The 19,536-nt window shown below is 62.8% G+C and carries 7 protein-coding genes; 3 read left to right on the forward strand and 4 right to left on the reverse strand.

Annotated elements, in window-relative coordinates; genetic code table 11:
• Positions 1 to 13: 13 nt before the first annotated feature.
• Entirely contained in the window at positions 14 to 13,012 is a 12,999-nt protein-coding gene (locus V3W27_RS09520) for a non-ribosomal peptide synthetase (RefSeq protein ID WP_330206464.1), read from the reverse strand.
• 370 nt (positions 13,013 to 13,382) lie between these two features.
• Here V3W27_RS09520 and V3W27_RS09525 point away from each other — a divergent pair, with 370 nt between their 5' ends.
• A complete protein-coding gene (locus V3W27_RS09525) occupies positions 13,383 to 13,937 on the forward strand; it encodes an RNA polymerase factor sigma-70 (protein WP_027613402.1) in 555 nt (184 codons plus the stop codon).
• 134 nt (positions 13,938 to 14,071) lie between these two features.
• On the opposite strand, the gene V3W27_RS09530 is transcribed toward V3W27_RS09525, so the two are convergent.
• The 3 genes from V3W27_RS09530 to V3W27_RS09540 all read right to left on the reverse strand — a co-directional run bounded on the left by V3W27_RS09530 (position 14,072) and on the right by V3W27_RS09540 (position 16,678).
• Positions 14,072 to 15,085 carry a GNAT family N-acetyltransferase gene (locus V3W27_RS09530; protein ID WP_285373366.1) on the reverse strand — a complete coding sequence of 338 codons (1,014 nt, stop codon included), beginning with the start codon at positions 15,083 to 15,085 and terminating at the stop codon, positions 14,072 to 14,074.
• 79 nt (positions 15,086 to 15,164) lie between these two features.
• On the reverse strand, positions 15,165 to 15,962 hold the full coding sequence (locus V3W27_RS09535; protein WP_027613404.1) for a substrate-binding periplasmic protein: 798 nt from the start codon (positions 15,960 to 15,962) through the stop codon (positions 15,165 to 15,167).
• Positions 15,963 to 16,054: 92 nt separating this feature from the next.
• Entirely contained in the window at positions 16,055 to 16,678 is a 624-nt protein-coding gene (locus tag V3W27_RS09540; RefSeq protein WP_330206465.1) for a TetR/AcrR family transcriptional regulator, read from the reverse strand.
• A gap of 183 nt (positions 16,679 to 16,861) precedes the next feature.
• Between V3W27_RS09540 and V3W27_RS09545 the strand changes: the two genes are divergently transcribed.
• Entirely contained in the window at positions 16,862 to 18,652 is a 1,791-nt protein-coding gene (locus tag V3W27_RS09545) for an acyclic terpene utilization AtuA family protein (RefSeq protein ID WP_330206466.1), read from the forward strand.
• 12 nt (positions 18,653 to 18,664) lie between these two features.
• On the forward strand, positions 18,665 to 19,534 hold the full coding sequence (locus V3W27_RS09550; RefSeq protein ID WP_330206467.1) for an SDR family oxidoreductase: 870 nt from the start codon (positions 18,665 to 18,667) through the stop codon (positions 19,532 to 19,534).
• Positions 19,535 to 19,536 lie beyond the last annotated feature (2 nt).

The raw sequence follows: 19,536 nt of genomic DNA on the forward strand, positions 1-19,536 counted from the left end.
CAGACGCCGAAGATTACAAGCCCTCCAGCTCCGCCATCAGATCATTCAAGCGATCCACTTTATCCTCGGTCATGTCACTCGCCGCCAGGCCTTCGATGTACTCGGCCAGTTCCTGCACCGTGCTGCACTCGAACATCGCCCGCAGCGGCACATCGCGTTGCAGGGTTTTCTGCACCCGCGAGGCGATCTGCGTAGCCAGCAACGAATGCCCGCCCAACTCGAAGAAGTTGTCGCGCACGCCGACCTTGTCGACCTTGAGCACTTCGGCCCAGATGTCGGCCAGGGTCTGCTCCAGTTCGTTGCGCGGGGCCAGGTAATCCTCGCTCTGCAACTGGCCGATCTCCAGCGCCGGCAAGGCCTTGCGGTCGAGTTTGCCGTTGGCGTTGTGCGGCAGCTGATCGAGCCACAACCAGTGCAGCGGCACCATGTATTCCGGCAATTCGCTGCGCAGGCGTTGCTTGATCCGCTCCAGACGTTCGCTCGGGTTGAGCGCCGAATCCGCCGCGACCAGATAGCCGACCAAGTGCTTGCCATTCACGCCTTCCTGCACGCCGACCGCCGCATCGCGGACTTCCGGTTGTTCGTGCAGACGCGCTTCGATTTCACCCAGTTCGATCCGGTAACCGCGAATCTTCACCTGATGGTCGACCCGGCCAACGTACTCCAGCACCCCGTCACTGCGCCGCCGCGCGAGGTCACCGGTGCGATACAGACGCTCGCCCGGCGCGCCGAACGGGTTGGGCACAAACACTGGCGCGGTGCGCAGCGGATCGCTGACGTAACCGCGACCGACGCCGGTCCCGGCCACGCACAACTCGCCCACCGCGCCCAGCGGCACCAGTTCCAGCGCGCCATCGACCAGGTACAGCAAGTTGTTGTCGGTCGGCGTACCGATCGGCAAATAGCTGCCGCGAGTCGAAGCCATGTCCACACGGAAGAACGCCACGTCATCGGAGCATTCCGCCGGGCCGTAAGCGTTGACCAGACCGATCTGCGGATAACGCAGCAGCCATTGGTGCGCGAGTTCCGGCGGCATGGCTTCACCGGTCGGCAACATCCAGCGCAGGCCGTCGAGGCTCAGGCGATCGGAAGCGAGCATGCCCTGAATCAGCGACGGCACACTCTCCAACACGGTGATGCCCTGCGCCTGCACATGCACCAGCAACCCCTGCGGATCGTGAGCGATAGTGTTCGGCACAATGTCCACCCGCGCCCCGAACAGCGGCGCGGCGAGGAACTGCCAGACCGAAATATCGAAGCTTTGCGAAGCGGTCTGCGCGATCACGTCGGCGTCCGTCAGTTGCAGGTACGGCACCTTGCTCAACTGGTTGTTGAGCATGCCGCGCTGCTCGACCATCACGCCTTTCGGCAACCCGGTCGAACCTGAGGTGTAGATCACGTAGGCCAGGTTGTCCGGGCCACTGTAGATCCCCGGGTTCTGCAGCGATGTCGCCAGCGCCTGCACTTCTTCCCAGACCAACAGCCGTGGACGGTTGGCGCAGCTGAACTCATCGAGCAAAGTCTGCGCCTGTTCGCGGCAGGCCTCGCTGCACACCAGCACCGGCGTGCGGCTCAGCTCGATGATCCGCTGCAGACGCTGGCTCGGCAGGCCCGGATCCAGCGGCAGGTAACCGGCACCGGCCTTGAAGCTGCCGATGATCATCCCCAAAAGATCCAGATTACGTTCGGCCAGCAACGCTACCGGTTGATCCAACTGCACCCCGGCGGCGACCAGTGCTTGGCCGAGGCGGTTGGCGTTGAGGTTGAGCTCGGCATAGCTCAGTTGCTGATCAAGGCAAGTGGCGGCGATGCGCTGCGGATGCGCCGCGACCTGCGCTTCGAACAGCGCCACGTAGCTCTGCTCCAGCGGATAATCGTGCGCGCTCTGGTTGCAGCCGTGCAGCAGGAAGTCCTGCTCCTCGGCCCCCAGCAGCGGCAAATCAGCCATGTCACCGTGGAAGCCATCGACCAATGCCAGCAGCAGGCGCTTGAACTCGCCGAGCATGCGCTCGATCGTCGATTCGTCGAAGTAACGCTGGTCATACGACAGGTGCAGGCCGAGGTCATCGCCCGGGTAGCACACCGCCGTCAGCGGGAAGTTGGTGTGGGTACGGCCCGAATCCGACGTCGCGTTGAGGCTCTGCGCACGGTCCAGCACCGAGACTTCCACCGGCGCGTTCTCGAACACAAACAGACTGTCGAACAGCGGCTGGCCTTTCGGCAGTTCGCTCTGCTCCTGAATGTTCACCAGCGGCAGGTATTCGTACTCGCGCAGCTGCATGTTGCTGTCGAGCAGAGTGCTCAACCACTGGCGCACACTGGCACGCTGATCGTCCTCAGGCATTTTCACCCGCAGCGCGATGCTGTTGATGAACAGGCCGACGGTGCGCTGCATTTCCGGCATTTCCACCGGGCGCCCGGCCACGGTGACGCCGAACAGCACGTCGCGATCACCGCTCAGACGGCGCAGCACCAAGGCCCACGCCGCTTGGGCGAAAGTGTTGATGGTCAGTTGATGAGCCTGGGCCAGCTCGCGCAGCCGGACGCCATCTTCAACGTTGAGACGGGTGTAGCGGTCACCGACGATCATGCCGCCGCTTTCGCCGGCGTGTTCGCGCAGGAACGGTCGGTCGCTCGGGATCGGCGTGGTGCGTTCGAAACCTTGCAGGTTCTGCTGCCACCACTGACGTGCCTCGGCCAGGCTCTGGCGTTGCAGCCAGCCGATGTAGTCGCGGTAACGCGGCGGCACCGACAACTGTGCTTCGCGACCTTCACCGAGGGCGGTGTAGATCTCGAAGAAATCGTTCATCAGCAGCGAACGACACCAGGCATCAATCAGGATGTGGTGGTTGCTCATCATGAACCAGTAACGCGCCGCGCCGACCTTGATCAGGCGCAGGTGGAACGGTGCCTGATTGAGCAGATCGAACCCGGCCTCACGCTCGCTTTTCAGCAGCGCTTGCAGCTTCGGTTCTTGCTCGTCCTCGGCGATGGCGCTCCAGTCCAGGTACTCGATCGGCGTACGACCCGGGGTGTGGATCACTTGCAGCATGTCCTCGCCGACGTTCCAGCAGAACGACGCACGCAGCGCTTCATGACGGGCGATCACCGCTTGCCAGGCCTGGGCGAAACGCTCGGGATCGAGCTCGCTGTTGATCCGGTAGCGATCCTGCATGTAGTACAGACCGGTGCCCGGTTCGAGCAAGGTGTGCAGCAGCATGCCTTCCTGCATCGGCGTCAGCGGGTAGACGTCTTCGATGTGCGCCGCTGGCACCGGCAGTGCATCGAGTTGCGCCTGGGTCAGTTTCGCCAGCGGGAAGTCCGACGGCGTCAGGCCACCGGCCGTTTCTTGCAGGCAATGTTCGATCAGGCTTTGCAGCTCACCGAGGTAGGCGTCGGCCAGATCATTGATGGTTTGCGCCTCGTAGCGCTCGGCGCTGAAAGTCCAGCGCAGCAGCAGTTCGCCGCCGTACACCTGACTGTCGATGCTCAACTCGTTGGGCAACGGCGCCTGCGGATCGTGGGCCGCACCGACCGGCTCATCCAGCGGACGGAACAGCGCATCGCTGGCGAAACTCTGGTCGAACTGGCCGAGGTAGTTGAAGGTCACCGGAGCATTCGGCAACGCCGCCATGCTGCGCTGACTGAGGTCATCGGCCAGATAACGCAACACGCCATAACCGAGGCCCTTGTGCGGCACCGCGCGCAGTTGCTCCTTGATCGCCTTGATCGAAGCGCCCTGCCCGGCGGCCTCTTCGATGTTGTGCGGGGTCAGGCGTAATGGATAGGCGCTGGTGAACCAGCCGACGGTGCGGGTCAGGTCGATCTCGTCGAACAGGGTTTCGCGGCCGTGGCCTTCCAGTTGAATCAGCGCCGACGGCTGACCGCTCCAGCGGCACAAGACGCGGGCCAGCGCGGTCAGCAGCAGATCGTTGACCTGTGTGCGGTAGGCCCGCGGCGCCTGTTGCAGCAGTTGTTGGGTACGCTCGGCATCCAGGCGCACGCTGACGGTTTGCGCGTGACGATTCTGTTGTCCGCCCTGCGGGTTTTCGCACGGCAGATCGGCGTTCGATCCGGCCAGTTGCGTTTGCCACCAGTTCAGTTCTTCACGCAGTGATTCGCTGCCGGCGTAGGCCTGCAAACGTGCCGCCCAGTCCTTGAAGGCACTGGTTTTCGCCGGCAGTTTTACCGACTGTTCGGCGTCGAGCTGGCGATACACGGTTTGCAGATCGTCGAGCAATACGCGCCACGATACACCGTCGACCACCAAGTGATGGATCGCGATGAACAGGCGTTGCTGCCCTTCGGGACCATCCACCAGCAAGGCGCGCAGCAGCGGGCCGTTTTGCAAATCGAGACTGCGCTGGGCATCAGCGAACAGCGCTGCGCACTGGTCCATCGCCGCCACCCGCACCTGCCACAACACCTCGGCGTCGGACACCGGTTGATGCGTTGCCTGCCATTGATCGTTGACCAGGGTGAAGCGCAGACGCAAGGCGTCGTGCTGCTCGATCACCGCCAACAGCGCCTGCTCCAGACGATGCGGTTCCAGCGCCACTGTCGGCTCCAGCAGCAGCGCCTGGTTCCAGTGCTGACGCTCAGGAATATCAGTGTCGAAGAACCAGTGTTGAATCGGCGTCATCGCCGACTCACCGAGCACCAGTCCCTGCTCGGCAGTGACTTGCTCGCTACGGCTGGCCACGGCGGCCAGGGTCTGCACGGTCTGATGCTGGAACAGATCCCGTGGACTGAAATGAATGCCCTGCTGTCGCGCACGACTGACCACCTGAATCGACAGAATCGAGTCGCCGCCGAGTTCGAAGAAGTTGTCGTTGAGCCCGACCTGCTCGACGTTGAGCACCTCGCACCAGATCTGTGCCAGGGTCTGCTCCAACTCGCTGCTCGGGGCGACGTAGTGCTGACGATTCAGCTCGGGATCCGGTGCCGGCAAGGCGCGGCGGTCGAGTTTGCCGTTGGCGGTCAGCGGCATGCTCGCCAGCAGGATCAGGTGCGTCGGCACCATGTAGTCCGGCAATTGCGCCTTGAGGTGCGACTTCAGTGCTTCACGCAGTTCGGCCTGTTGCGCTTCGCCTTGCTCGGCAACTTCGCTGACCAGGTAGCCCACCAGTTGCTTGCCGCTCGGCGCATCCAGCGCCAGCACCACCGCTTCGCGGATCGAGTGGTGATCGAGCAGACGGGTTTCGATTTCGCCCAACTCGATACGGAAACCGCGAATCTTCACCTGATGGTCGATCCGCCCCAGATACTCCACTAACCCATCGGCACGCTGGCGCACCAGATCGCCGGTGCGGTACATACGCCCGCCATCGGCGGCAAACGGATCAGCCACGAAGCGCTCAGAGCTGATGCCCGGACGGTCGTGATAGCCCTGCGCCAGACCGGCGCCGCCGACGAACAATTCACCGGTCGCGCCTTGCGGCACCAACGCCAGATCGGCATCGAGAATGTACGCCACGCGGTCACCGATCACGCTGCCGATCGGCACGCTGCCGGCGCCCTCTTCCAGCAGGTCTGGCGCCAGACTGGCCAGTGGCATGACCACGGTTTCGGTCGGGCCATAGGCGTTGAAGAACAGACTCGGTTTGAACGCGGCGCGAATCCGTTGCAGGTGCTCGCCAGTCAGCGCTTCGCCGCCGGTGATGATCATCCGCACCGGCAGAACCTGGTTTTGCGTGGCGAGGAACTGCGCCAGCTGGCTGCCGTAGCTCGGGGTGAAGCCGAGCACATTGATCCGGTGGGTGCGGATCAACCCGCAGATTTCTTCCGCATCCCACTGCCCTTGCGCTCGCAGCACCACCTGCGCGCCGCTGAGCAACGGCACCAGCAGACGCTCGGTGGCGGCGTCGAAGTTGATCGAATAGAAGTGCAGCTCGCAGTCGTCGGGGCGCATGCCGAAACGTTCGATCACGGCCTGGCAATGCATGGCGATTTCACCGTGGGACACCACCACGCCTTTCGGCTTGCCGGTCGAACCCGAGGTGTAAATCAGATAGGCCTGATGCTGCGGCAGGCTGATAAAGGGCAGCTCAGTGGCCGGGTAATCCACCAGCGCCGCGCTGTCATCTTCCAGGCACCAGCGCGCCACGCTCGACGGCAAATCGCCGAGGGCGTTGAACATCGCGCGGTCACTGAGCAGCAGACCGATGCGGCTGTCTTCGATCATGTAGTGCAGGCGATCGAGCGGGTATTCCGGGTCCAGCGGCACATAGGCGCCGCCGGCCTTGAGGATCGCCAGCAGGCCGACGACCATTTCCAGCGAGCGCTCCAGCGCCAGACCGACCCGCACTTGCGGGCCTACACCACGCTCGCGCAAGGCCCAGGCCAAGCGATTGGCGCGGGCGTCGAGTTCGGCGTAGCTCAGGGTCTGGCCGGCGAAAGTCAAGGCCGGGGCATCTTTGCGCGCCAGCGCCTGCTCGGCGAACAGATGATGGATGCACTGATCGAGACGACGCTCGCCCGGCTCAACGCCGAGGCTGTCGAGCAACTGCTGTTGCTCAGTCGGGTCGAGCAGCGGCAATTGGCTCAGACGCTGTTGCGGATCGGCGATCAGCGCTTCCAGCAGGTTGCGCCAATGTTTGGCCATGCGCGCAATGGTCGGTTCATCGAACAGATCGGTGCTGTAGGTCAGGCAGCAACCGAGGCGATGGTCGAGGTCGGTGACTTCCAGGTTGAGGTCGAACTTGGTCGCCCGCGCATCGTTGGCCAGGTACTCGACGGTCATCCCGGCGAGCATCCGGCTCTGCTGGAACTCCCAGCGCTGCACGTTGCACATCACCTGGAACAGCGGGTTGTACGCCGCGCTGCGTGGTGGTTGCAGCGCTTCGACCAAATGATCGAACGGCAGGTCCTGATGCGACTGGCCTTCGATAACGGTGTGGCGCACTTGCTCGAACAACTCACCCACCGTCATCTGCCCGTCGAGCTGGCAACGCAGTACCTGAGTATTGAGGAATGCACCGATCAACCCTTCGCTTTCCGGACGGATCCGGTTGGCCACCGGTGCGCCGATGCGCAGGTCGGTCTGGCCGCTGTAGCGGTAGAGTAAAGTGGCGAGCGCAGCGGTCATGGTCATGAACAGGGTCAGACCGTTTTGCGCATTGAACGCGCGGACGCGAGCGGCGAGATCGTCACTGAGATCAAAACGGAACAATTCACCCTGATGGCTTTGCACCGGCGGACGCGGACGGTCACCTGGCAGTTCCAGCAACGGATGTTCGCGACCCAGTTGCGCGGTCCAGTAGTCGAGCTGGCGCTGACGCTCACCGGACTCCAGCCACTGCCGTTGCCAGACGCTGTAATCGAGGTACTGCACCGGCAACGCTTCAAGCGGCGAATCGCGCTCATCGACGAACGCTTCGTACAGCGCGCTGAGCTCGCGGGCAAAAATATCCATCGCCCAGCCTTCGGTGACGATGTGGTGCAGGGTCAGCACGAAGTAGTGTTCGTGCTCGGCGGTCTTCACCAGACAGGCGCGCAGCAGCGGACCGCTTTCCAGATCGAACGGCAGATGCGCTTCGTCATCGGCCAGTTGCTGGACCTGCTGTTCACGCTGGTCAGCCGGCAGTTTCGAGAAATCTTTCCAGCCCATGCGCACGCCGGTCTCGGCATGCACCTGCTGACGGGCCACGCCATCGACGCTCGGGAACGTGGTGCGCAGGGTTTCGTGGCGCAGGATCAACGCCTGCAAGGCTGCCTCGAAATGCTCGACGTGCAACACGCCGCGCAGGCGCGCCATGCCGCCGACGTTGTACGCCGGGCTGTCCGGCTCCATCTGCCAGAGGAACCACATGCGCTGTTGCGAGTACGACAACGGCACCGCTTGGCGGCGATCGACTTTGGCAATCGGCGGCTGTTGGTTGGTCTGGCCGCTGGCCTGGATCAGGCGGATCTGTTCGGCAAAATCGCCGAGTTCACTGTGCTCGAACAAGGCGCGCAACGGTAGCTCGACGTCACAGGCCTGACGGCTGCGCGAGATGATTTGTGTGGCCAGCAACGAGTGTCCGCCGAGGGCGAAGAAGTCGTCGCGCAGACCGATCCGTGGCAGACCCAGCACTTCACGCCAGATCGCGGCGATCTGTTGTTCCAGCTCGGTGGCCGGTTCGACGTGTTCACGCACTTGCCACTGCGGCTCAGGCAAGGCGCGACGGTCGAGTTTGCCGCTCGGGCTCAGGGGCATTGCGTCCAGACGCATCAGTTGCGCCGGGACCATGTATTCCGGCAGTTCGGAGGCCAGCGCGGTTTTCAGGCGGGCGATCTGCACGTCCTGATCTTCGCTGGCGTCGACAGCGGTGAAGTAGCCGATCAATTGCGCGCCGGCCGCGGTTTCGCGCACCAGCACCACGGCCTGGGCGACGCCGTTTTGAGCCAGCAGCCGCGCTTCGATTTCTTCCGGTTCAACGCGGAAACCACGCAGTTTGACCTGCTGATCGAGACGGCCGAGGTATTCGACCACGCCGTCCGCGGTCCAACGTGCACGGTCGCCGGTGCGGTACAAACGTGCGCCCTGCTCGCCCAACGGGTCGACCACAAAGCGCTCGGCCGTCAGCGCCGGGCGACCGAGGTAACCCCGGGCCAGACCGATGCCGCTGATGCACAGCTCACCCGGCACACCGGCCGGCACGGGGTTGAGATCAGCATCGAGAATGCGGCAGATCACGTTGCCCAGCGGCCGGCCAATCGGCGAGCGCTCGCCATCGGCCGGGGTGCAGTGCCAATGGGTGACGTTGATCGCGGTTTCGGTCGGGCCGTAACGGTTGTGCAGTTGCACCGCCGGCAGTGGCGCCAACACGCGGTTGCGCAGTTCCGCCGGCAACGCTTCACCGCCGGAGAACACTCGGCGCAGGCTGGTGCATTCGGCGCTCAGCGGCTCGTCGATGAACAGCGCGAGCAGCGGCGGCACAAAGTGCAGGGTGGTCACGCCGTATTCTTGCACCAGTTGCGCGATGCGATGCGGATCGCGGTGTTCACCGGGGCCGGCGATCAGCAGACGCGCGCCAGTGATCAGCGGCCAGAAGCACTCCCACACCGACACGTCGAAACTGATCGGCGCCTTTTGCATCAGCACGTCGCTGTCGTTCAGGCGATAGCTGTTCTGCATCCATTGCAGACGTTCGGCCAATGCAGCGTGGGTGTTGCCGACGCCTTTTGGTTGACCAGTGGAGCCGGAGGTGTAAATCACGTAGGCGAGATTGTCGCCGTGCAGGTGCAGACCCGGTGCCTGACTCGGCCAGTTTTCCAGGTGCAACGCGTCCATGGCGATCACGCTGACGCCGTCACTGGCCGGCAAGCGGTCGAGCAATGCGGTCTGGGTCAGCAGCAGTTCGACGCCGCTGTCGCTGAGCATGTAAGCCAAGCGCTCGGCCGGATAATCCGGATCCAGCGGCACATAGGCGCCACCGGCCTTGATGATCGCCAGCAGGCCGATCAGCAGTTGCGGCGAACGCTCGGCGGCAATCGCCACGCACACGTCCGGGCCGACCCCTTTGTCGCGCAGGTAGTGCGCGAGGCGGTTGGCCTGGGCGTGCAATTCGGCGAAGTCGAGGCTACCTCCGTCCCACACCAGCGCGGTGCGTTCCGGGGTCCGCCGCGCCTGTTCGTTGAGCAGCTCCGGCAGCCATTGCTGCGCCGGGGTGCACGGGGCGACGCTCCACGCTTGTTGCTGTTCCTGCTCGCACGGAGTCAGCAATGGCAGGTCGCCGATCGCCTGTTGCGGTTGCTCGCAGACGGCGCGCAGCAGATTGCTGAAGTGTTCGGCCAGACGCTCGATGGTCGCCGCGTCGAACAGTTCATCGGCGTAGTCGAAGGACAAGGTCAGTCGCCCGTTGCGATCCTCTTCACTGTGCAGTTGCAGATCGAATTTGGCCTCGCGACTGTGCCACGGCAGCTCTTCGGCGAGCAGGCCCGGCAGGCGCTTGAGCGCACTCAAGTCACGTTGCTGGTGGTTGAACATGACCTGGAACAGCCCCTGTTCGCGAGCCTGCGGGAACGCTTCGAGCAGTTGTTCGAACGGCAGATCCTGATTGGCCTGCGCCCCCAGTGCTGCCTCGCGGGTCTGCGTCAGCAACTCGACAAACGACAGCCGCGAATCAACCTCGGCACGCAGCACCTGGGTGTTGATGAAGAAGCCGATCAGGCCTTGGGTTTCCAGGCGCGGACGGTTGGCGTTGGGAATGCCGATGCGGATATCGCGCTGGCCGCTGTAGCGGTGCAGCAGGCTCTGGAACGCCGAGAGCAACAGCATGAACGGTGTCGATTGATGCGCTTGCGCGGTCTGCTTGATCGCGTCGCTGAGGCTGACGCCGAGGCGCACGCTGTGGCGCGCGGCGCTGTGCAATTGTCGGGCTGAACGCGGGTGGTCGGTGGCCAGCTCCAGCACCGGATGTTCGTCGCCCAGTCGAGCTTTCCAGTACGCCAGTTGCCGCTCGCCCTCGCCTTGCGCCAGCCATTGGCGCTGCCAACTGCCGTAGTCGGCATATTGAGTAGGCAGCGGCGCGAGTTCTGCGCGCTGGCCTTGGGATGCCGCAGCGTACAGGCGCGAGAATTCGTCGATCAGCACGTTCAGCGACCAGCCGTCGGCGATGATGTGATGCAGCGTCACCAGAAGCTGATGATCTTCATCGTCGAGGCGTACGAGTGTCACCCACAGCAGCGGGCCTTTTTCCAGATCGAACTGGGTGCGCGCCTCGTCCTCGCGGATCTGTTGCGCACGGGCTTCACGTTCGTGCGCCGGCAGGTCGCTGATGTCGATCAGTTGCAGGTTGAATTCAGGTGCGGCATCGACTTGTTGCAGGGCTACACCGTCACGCTCGAAGAAGCGCGTGCGCAGCGATTCGTGACGCTCGATGAGTTGCTGGAAGCTGGCGCGCAACGCGTCTTCGTCCAGCTCGCCACGCAGACGCAGGGCGCCGGGAATGTTATAGGCGCTGCTGTGCGGGTCGAGTTGCCAGGTGATCCACAGTCGGTTTTGCGCCAGCGATTGCGGCAGTGCTTCGCTGCGCGACAAGGCGTTGATTGCGCCTTGGACGTTGCCGCCATCCTGTTGCTGCTGCGCCACGGCAGCGGCGAACGCGGACAGGGTCGGCGCTTCGAACAGCAGGCGCAGGTTCAACTCCAGCGCCAGTTCTTCGCGGACCCGGGCGATCACTTGCGTGGCGGCAATCGAGTTGCCGCCGAGCAGGAAGAAGTGGTCGTCGGCGTTGACCTGTTTGAGATTGAGTTGCTCGGCCCAAATCTTGCCGATCAGGGCTTCCAGCTCCGAAGCTGCCAGGCTCGACTCGGTACTTTGCAGCTCGGCGGAGGGGAACACCGCGTAGCTGTCGAGGCTGCCATCGGCCAGACGATTGCGGCATGCCGAGCGTTGCAGCTTGCCGCTGGACGTCTTCGGCAGCGCGCCCGGGTTGAGTAGCACCACCACGCTTGGCGCTTCCTGATAGGCCTCGGCCACCGCTTGGCGAATGGCTTTGATCAGTGCTTCGGGCGGCAGGATTTTTTGCACGCTGCGGCTGATTTCTGCCGCGATGCCAATACCTTCTTCACCGCCCTGATTGACCGCGAATGCCGCGACGCGACCTTTGCGCACCACTTCCACTTCACGCTCGACGGTTTGCTCGATGTCCTGCGGATAGAGGTTGTGACCGCGCACGATCAGCATGTCTTTCAGGCGCCCGGTGATGAACAGTTCACCGTCGCGGATGAAGCCCAGATCGCCAGTGCGCAGCCAGGTGCGACCGGCGTGCTGGACAAAGGTCTTGGCGCTGGCCTCGGGGTTGCGCCAGTAGCCGTGAGCGATGCTCGGCCCGGCGGCCCAGACTTCACCGACCGCATTGTCATTGAGTTCTTGCAGACTGCTCGGCTCGACGATCAGCACCGCATGGGCCGGCTGGCTGATGCCGCAACTCATGATCGGGCTGCCGTCGCCCGGCTCGGCGCGGTTTTGCGCCAGTGCCTGATCATCGACACGCAGAGCAGGAATACCGGTACCACGCGGTGTGCCGGCGACGAACAAGGTCGCCTCGGCCAGACCATAGGACGCCATGAAGCTGTCTTCGCTGAAGCCGCACGGGGTGAACTTCTCGGCGAAGCGCTCAAGGGTATCGAGACGGATCGGTTCGGAGCCGGAATAGGCCACGCGCCAGCGGCTCAGGTCGAGGCGCTCCAGCGCTGATTCGCTGACCCGCTCGCTGCACAGACGATAGGCAAAATCCGGCCCGCCGCTGATGGTGCCGCCGTATTGGCTGATCGCTTCAAGCCAGCGCAACGGGCGACCGAGGAAGTACGCCGGCGACATCAGAATGCACGGCACACCGCTGAAAATCGGCTGCAGCAATCCGCCGATCAGCCCCATGTCGTGGTACAGCGGCAGCCAGCTGACGATCACGTCGTCGGGGTTCACGTCGATGCCGAAACCGTGGCGGATCAGCAGCTCGTTGGCCACCAGATTACCGTGGCTGACCTGCACGCCTTTGGGCAGCGCGGTAGAACCGGAGGTGTATTGCAGAAAGGCGATGTGGTCCTGCGGCAGGGTCGGCTCAATCCAGGCCTCGGCCAGGGCGTTGTCGAGGGTATCGACGCACAACAACGGCGGCGCGCCGTCGATTTGTTGCAAGGCATCGCGCAGGTCGGCACTGGTCAGCAGCAGGCGCGGTTCGGCGTCGGCAATGATCGACAGCAGGCGTTCCTGATGATGACGACGGGCGGACTCCGGCGGATAGGCCGGCACGGCGATCACCCCGGCGTACAGGCAACCGAAAAACGCCGCGACGTAATCTGCGCCACTTGGAAACAGCAGCACCGCGCGATCACCGAACTCAGCCTGGGCCTGCAGCGCGGCAGCAATGGTGCGCGCGCGTTGATCGAGTTCGCGGTAACTGAGCACCACGCCCTGCTCCTCGGTTTCGGCGAGAAAGCGCAGGGCCAGGCGATCCGGCGTCTGTGCCGCACGGCGCTGGAGGGCTTGGACCAGAGTGCTGGGGAGTTCGAACGCGTCGGTCATGAGGTTTCCTGCCTGAATTCGGCTTGCTAAGTGGAATCGGGTTGCTGCGTCACGCCGATCGAGGGCGTGCAGGGCGCGGTCTGTGCCGACCGCGCAAGGCATCGGAATGCTGTCTGGCCGGGGCTCGGTACCCGGAACCATTCACCAATGAGAACGGATGACGTCTTGAAATAATTAGTCGGCAGGCTGGATCGCCAACGGGGGCTGGGGTGTGGCGGTGTGTCGCAGTTCTCGATTCGCACCTTTACGGAGCATTAGTTCTCTTTCTCAATTGACAATCATTATCATTCAACATAATTTGTCGCTCGATGTGTAGGACGGCCCCGTCCCCCAGGCGTCCCACTAACCTATTGGCAGCAAGGTGATTTCCATGACGGAACAAGTATCCACAAGCAGGTGCGATTCACCGCTACTTCAGGCCTTCGTCGACAATCGACTGATTCTGGTGAAGATTGCAGCGCGCATTACCGGCTGCCGTTCACGCGCCGAAGATGTGGTGCAGGATGCGTTCTTCCGCTTGCAGTCGGCCCCGCCGATCACGTCGTCGATCAAGGCGCAATTGAGTTATCTGTTCCAGATCGTGCGCAACCTCGCCATCGATCACTACCGCAAACAGGCGCTGGAACAGAAGTACTCAGGCCCGGAAGAGGAAGGGTTGAATGTGGTCATTCAGGGCGCTTCGCCGGAAACCTCGCATATCAACTTCTCGACGCTGGAACACATCGCCGACGCGCTGACCGAACTGCCCAGCCGCACCCGCTACGCCTTCGAGATGTACCGTCTGCACGGCGTGCCGCAAAAGGACATCGCCAAGGAACTCGGCGTCTCGCCAACCCTGGTCAATTTCATGATTCGCGATGCGCTGGTGCACTGCCGCAAGGTGTCGGGCAGTCGCGGGGATGCGGCTTCGATGGGTCGTCGTTAATCAGCGAAATCGTGGTAACCCCATTCGCGAGCAGGCTCGCTCCCACATTTGTCCTGTGTATGCAGAACCTGTGTGGGAGCGAGCCTGCTCGCGAATGCGGCCTCAAGATCACGTAGATCTTTGAGGCCTGAACCTCAGGCCAGCTTGCACCGATCAAAAAACCGCTCACGCCCCAGAATCATCAACGCCGCACGCTTGTGCGGAAAGTCGAATTCCTTCTCGCAGTGGAAGCACTGATTCTGCATGTGGCCGATCATCTTCGCGTTGTCGGCACGCGGTTCGGCGACCACGCGCTGGGTACGCGGATCATCCAGAAACAGATAGTGCACCAGCGCCGACAACCAGCTCGCGACCTTGTGCGGGCCACGGTGATTCTCTTCCCCCACCAGCATGTGAATGCCACGGTCGTAATTGTCGACATCATAGAACGGCGCGATACGGTCTTCCTTGGCCCAGTAGGCCTCGAAATAGGCAAACGGTTGATCGTCGAAACAGCCGATCAACGTCAGCGTGTGCGGATCGGCGTCTAGCTTGCTCAGGTATTCGCGATGCTGCTCAAGACTGCCCTCCTCCTGCCAGAAACTGGCGACACGCGGACTGTTCTGCCAGCGATTGAAACGCGCCAGATCCTGCTCGATCTCCAGCGTGCGCAGGGAGATCCACGCCCCGAGGCGTGCATCGAAACGTCGATAGACTTCGCCGCGCGGCTTGACCGGACGCAGCGGATGGCGCTTGCCCTGGCTGATCACCATTTGTTGTGGGTAGCTGCCGCTCAGCGATGTACCGAGCCATGGCTGCGGCAATTGCCAGAACAGGGTGCGCTCGCAACGGTATTCGCCGGCCACTTCGGTGCTGACCAGCAAGCCGCTGAGCAAGGCTTCGGTGGGCGGCTGGTCCAGTTGCCAGAGCAATTGCTGACGCTCCGGCTCACGGGCGAACAACCAGTAACAGGCCGCCCACAACGCCAGGCCGGGGGGCAGGGCAAAACGCTCATCGAGCTGAATCGGGCCGGTGCCGTCACGATTCAGACGCAAGCGAACCAGCGGTTGCCCGTCCAGGCTCAGGCTCAGACGGCTTTCAGTAGCATCGGCTACCAGTTCACTGCCCGAAGGCAAGGCCAGGGCAGTCAGGTCATTCAGATTGGACATGGGTCGGGCTCACGATAATCGTCGACAGTTCAACGATGGGACGTGAGCCGCACGGGAAAATTTAGCCGGCGGGGTGAAATCAGTGTTGCGGTACCGGTACCAGAGCGATCTTGTATGGCTCGAAAATCTTCAGCATCTGTCCGTTGTCCCGCAGCTCCTGCAACAATTTGCCAAACGCCTCACCGGTGATCGGCGCGGCCGGGCGCAAAATGGAGTAGTGGTGATAAACCTGATCGATGCGCTGCGACACCAGCAACTTGTCGGCCACCTTTTCGTTGCGTTTCAGGTAGTCGAACAGGTAAGAGCGCGTGACCAAGGCAATGTCGGCGCGCCCGCGCAGCACCATCAACAGGTTGCTGTCATGGGAATAGGTCAACGTGGCCTTGAACGTATCCGCGAGAAATTTGGGGTCGGCGTTGAAATTGGCGAACTCGTAGTGATAACCGCTGTAAAGCGCCAGCCGCTTGCCCTTGAGATCCGAGAAGTAATCCTGCTGCCGACCCTCCTCGCGTTGCGCGACGAAAATCTCGGCATCTTCCAAGCCCATATCGACCGTGGTGTGTGGAATGTCCTTCCAGCCCCACTCCGGGTTTTCGAAAATCGCCATGTCGGTGCGACCTTCCTTCAAGTCGCCGAAGCGCCGGGGAATCGAGGTCGGTACCAGGACAAACTGATACTCCGTCTGCAACGCATTCAGCGCTTCGACCAATTCCGGCAGCAGACCGGTGTCGGCACCGTTTTCCGGGCGGATGGTGTAAGGCGGAAAGTGCGCGGCGCCCACTCGAACCAGTTGCGCCGCCTGCGCAGGCAGCCCTGAAAATGCCGTCAGCGCGACGAGTACCAGCCCCGTGGCCGTCCGAATTGGCGAAGACTTCAAAACACCCCACTCCCCGAAAAAATACCGATCAATGCATTCAAGCTAGGCGGTTTCGCCCAGTTAGCCAGTTTCCTGACCTGTTGGAACGTGGGTTAACGCTCTTCGAGCACCAGAATCAGCGCTTCATCGGCCAACTGATCGAGGCTCAAGCTGCCGCCGGCACGGAACCAGGTGGTGGTCCAGGACAGCGCGCCAGTGAGAAAACGTCGGGTAACGAATACATCGCCACGGATAAACCCCGCCTCCTTGGCTTCGCCCAGGACCTGCAACCAGAGGTCTTCATAGACATCACGCAGGGCCAGCACCCGGGCCTGACCTTCTTCGGACAGCGAACGCCATTCATAGACCAGCACCGCCATGGCTTCGCCGCTGCCGCCCATGATCGACTGCAACTCGCAGCGAATCAGCGCCAGCACCCGCTCGCGCACGTTACTGGCTTCAGCCAACGCGGCGCGCATCAACGCGGTGTTGTAACGGATGGTTTCTTCCATCACCGCCCGAAGGATTTCATCCTTGCTTTTGAAGTGATGAAAAATGCTCCCGGACTGGATCCCCACCGCCCCGGCCAGATCGCGCACGGTGGTGCGTTCATAACCCTTGTTGCGGAACAGGTGAGCCGCCACTTGCAGCAGTTTGCCGCGGGCGCTGTCAGGGTCGGTCAACTGGCCTTGGTCGACCAGTTCGCGCATGACCCTCAGGGCTTTTTGCTCGTCCACCCGTTCTCTCCTACAGTCGATCAGTCTGTTGCCCCCTGAACACGCAGGGTTGCGCGCAATTTAAGCCGCGGGCCGCAACCAAGCAAGCGCTTGGGCAGAAGATATTTCAGTGGTTTACAAACCAAGCGCTTGCTTGGTAGCCTCCAGACACTTCTGTCGCAGGTTCCTGAGTCGGAGATAAAAATGCCCACCACCGTTCGGATCGGATGCGCCAGCGCATTCTGGGGTGACACCAGTACCGCCGCCGCACAACTTGTGGCCGGCGGGCAGCTGGATTATCTGGTGTTCGATTACCTGGCCGAAATCACCCTGTCGATCATGGCCGGCGCCCGTATGAAAGATCCGCAGGCCGGATTCGCCGGGGACTTCGTTGAGGTGCTCGCGCCGCTGCTGCCGCAACTGGCTGAACAGAAAATCCGCGTCATCAGCAATGCCGGCGGGATCAATCCAAAAGCCTGTGCCGCCGCCCTGCAAGCCGCCTGCGACAAGGCCGGGGTCAAGCTGAAAATCGCCGTGCTGCTCGGCGATGACCTGCAACCGCAATTCAAGCAACTTGCCGCCCAAGGCATCCACGAAATGTTCAACGGCACGCCGCTGCCGCCGATGTGCGTATCGACCAACGCCTACCTCGGCGCACCGGGCATCGTCGAAGCCCTGCGCCTGGGTGCCGACATCGTCATCACCGGGCGCGTGGTCGACAGCGCGGTGGTCAGTGCGGCGCTGGTGCATGAATTCGGCTGGGCGTGGCACGACTACGACAAACTGGCCCAGGCCGCGCTCGCCGGGCACATCATCGAATGCGGCGCGCAATGCACCGGGGGCAATTTCACCGACTGGCGCGACGTGCCGGACTACGAACACATCGGTTTTCCCATCGTTGAAGTCAGTGCCGATGGCCAGTTCATCGTGAGCAAACCCGAAGGCTCCGGCGGGTTGGTGACGCCGCTGACCGTTGGCGAGCAGATGCTCTATGAAATCGGTGATCCGCAGGCCTATCTGTTGCCGGATGTAGTCTGCGATTTCACTCAAGTGAAACTGCAGCAACAGGGCAAAAACGCCGTGCACGTCCACGGAGCCAAAGGCCTGCCGCCCAGCGATAAATACAAGGTCAGCGCAACTTACCCGGACGGTTTCCGCTGCACCGCCAGTTGCCTGATCGCCGGCATCGATGCGGTGGACAAGGCGCGCCGCGTCAGTCAGGCAATCATCGACAAGACTGCAGAAATGTTCAGCCAGCGCGGCTGGCCACCCTACAGCGAAGTCAACATTGAACTGCTCGGCAGCGAAGCCACATACGGCCCTCACGGCCAGCGTCGGGACAGCCGCGAGGTGGTGATCAAACTTGCGGTGCGCCATCCACTGAAACCGGCGCTGATCCTGTTCTCCCGGGAAATCGCCCAGGCTGCCACCGGCATGGCACCGGGACTGACGGGAATCGTCGGCGGACGGCCGACGGTATACCCGCTGATCCGGCTATTCTCGTTCCTGATCGATAAAACCGCCTGCACCCTGCACATCGACATGGCCGGTGAACAGCATCCCTGCGCCCTGCCCGCGCAAATGCCGCTCGACAGCCATGACCTGCCAACTCCCGACCAGCCCCCCAAACCCCAGGGCCGCGCCGACGCCAGTGTGCCGTTGGTGAAACTGGCCGTGGCGCGCTCCGGTGACAAGGGCAACCACAGCAACATCGGTGTCCTGCCGCGCCGGCCGGAATACCTGCCATGGATCGCCGAAGCGCTGACGCCGGCGGTGATCGTCGACTGGATGCGCCATGTGCTCGACCCGATCCATGGCCGGGTCGAACGCTGGTACCTGCCCGGCACCCACAGCCTGAATTTTCTGCTGGAGAACGCGCTTGGCGGCGGAGGCGTGGCGAGTCTGCGCATCGATCCCCAGGGCAAGGCCTTCGCTCAGCAACTGCTGGAAATCCAGATCCCGGTGCCGCAGAGCATCGTCGAACAACTCGACTAGAGGTTGGGCTTCATGGCTTACGCATCGATTTTCAAAGCCGATCTGTTCAGCGGTCAGACCATCATCGTCACCGGTGGCGGCAGTGGCATCGGCCGTTGCACCGCGCATGAACTGGCGGCGCTCGGCGCCACTGTGCTGCTGGTCGGGCGCAAACCGGAGAAGCTGCAAAAGGTCGCCGCCGAAATCAGCGAAGACGGCGGCCGCGCCCATTGGCAGGCCTGCGACATCCGTGACGAAGACGCGGTGAAACAACTGGTCACCGAGTTGATCGCCGAACACGGGCCGATCCACGGTCTGGTCAACAATGCCGGCGGCCAGTACCCGTCACCACTGGCCGCGATCAATCAGAAAGGCTTCGAAACCGTGTTGCGGACCAACCTGGTCGGCGGCTTCCTGATGGCCCGGGAAGTGTTCAACCAGTCGATGAGCAAGCACGGCGGCAGCATCGTCAACATGCTTGCCGACATGTGGGGCGGCATGCCGGGCATGGGCCATTCCGGCGCGGCGCGCTCGGGGATGGACAACTTCACCAAAACCGCCGCGTTCGAGTGGGGGTACGCCGGGGTACGAGTCAACGCGGTGGCGCCGGGCTGGATCGCATCCAGCGGCATGGACACTTATGAAGGCGCGTTCAAAGCGGTGATCCCGACCCTGCGCGAACACGTGCCACTCAAACGCATCGGTACCGAATCGGAGGTCAGTGCGGCGATCGTTTTTCTGCTCAGCCCGGCGGCGGCGTTCATCAGCGGCAGCACCTTGAAAATCGATGGTGCGGCCAGTCTCGGCAGCCGCGCATGGCCGTTGCACAAGGCAAGCCACAGCGAGTCGTTCAACGGTTTCCATCGGGCGTACCTGCCCGACGTGCTCATGGACAAGGAGTAAGC

Origin of the sequence: Pseudomonas sp. AM14(2022), from assembly GCF_036346455.1 — a bacterium.
Classification (GTDB): Bacteria; Pseudomonadota; Gammaproteobacteria; order Pseudomonadales; family Pseudomonadaceae; genus Aquipseudomonas; species Aquipseudomonas putida_A.

What these genes read in the sequence shown, in the direction of transcription:
- V3W27_RS09550 (WP_330206467.1), top strand. Translation starts at nt 18,665, where the DNA reads ATGGCTTACGCATCGATTTTCAAAGCCGATCTGTTCAGCGGTCAGACC.
- V3W27_RS09545 (WP_330206466.1), top strand. Translation starts at nt 16,862, where the DNA reads ATGCCCACCACCGTTCGGATCGGATGCGCCAGCGCATTCTGGGGTGAC.
- V3W27_RS09525 (WP_027613402.1), top strand. Translation starts at nt 13,383, where the DNA reads ATGACGGAACAAGTATCCACAAGCAGGTGCGATTCACCGCTACTTCAG.
- V3W27_RS09530 (WP_285373366.1), bottom strand. Translation starts at nt 15,085, where the DNA reads ATGTCCAATCTGAATGACCTGACTGCCCTGGCCTTGCCTTCGGGCAGT.
- V3W27_RS09520 (WP_330206464.1), bottom strand. Translation starts at nt 13,012, where the DNA reads ATGACCGACGCGTTCGAACTCCCCAGCACTCTGGTCCAAGCCCTCCAG.